Origin of the sequence: Rhodovulum sp. PH10 (genome assembly GCF_000293785.1) — a bacterium.
Lineage (GTDB): Bacteria > Pseudomonadota > Alphaproteobacteria > Rhizobiales > Xanthobacteraceae > Rhodoplanes.
In genome coordinates this window covers 1-696 of the sequence record NZ_AKZI01000162.1, presented here as the reverse complement: position 1 = coordinate 696, position 696 = coordinate 1, and the positions used below count along the sequence as shown (strand labels likewise).

Here is a 696-nt window from a genome sequence, read left to right as displayed (position 1 = left end):
TCGCCGAAGCCCGCGTCGCATGGTGTAATCGCACCATGACGGCCGCTGCCGACACGCTCCCAAATGATCCCGCCACACTGAAGGCGATGCTGCTCGCCGAGCGGGCGCGAGCCGAGCGGCTCGAGCAGATCATCAAGGAGCTGCAGCGGCACCGCTTCGGCCGGCGGGCCGAGACGCTGCCGGAAGATCAGTTGCTGCTCGGCCTCGAGGAGGTCGAACAGGTGGCGGCGAGCGGCGAGGCCGAGCAAGACGCGAGTGCCCCGACCGAGCGCGCGGCCCGCGCCGCCCGGCGGCGCACGAACCGCGGATCGCTCCCCTCCCATCTGCCCCGCATCGAGATGGTGATCGACATCGACGATCACGCCTGCCCGTGCTGCCGCAGCGCGCTGCATCGGATCGGCGAGGACGTCAGCGAACGGCTCGACGTCGTGCCGGCACAGTTCCGGGTGCTCGTCGTGCGGCGGCCCAAATACGCCTGCCGGGCGTGCGAGAGCGCCGTCGTCCAGGCGGAGGCCCCGGCGCGCCTGATCGAAGGCGGGCTTCCGACCGAGGCGACGGTGGCGCACGTCCTCGTCGCCAAATATGCCGACCATCTACCGCTCTACCGGCAGGCCCAGATCTACGCCCGGCAAGGCATCACCCTCGACCGCTCGACGCTCGCCGACTGGGTCGGCCGCGCCGCCTTCCTGCTGCGGC

1 protein-coding gene is annotated in these 696 nt (G+C 71.4%); it reads left to right on the top strand.

Annotated elements, in window-relative coordinates; genetic code table 11:
* Window positions 1–35: 35 nt before the first annotated feature.
* The coding region (locus tag A33M_RS20270) for an IS66 family transposase zinc-finger binding domain-containing protein (protein ID WP_040622160.1) at window positions 36–696 on the top strand (661 nt) is incomplete at its 3' end.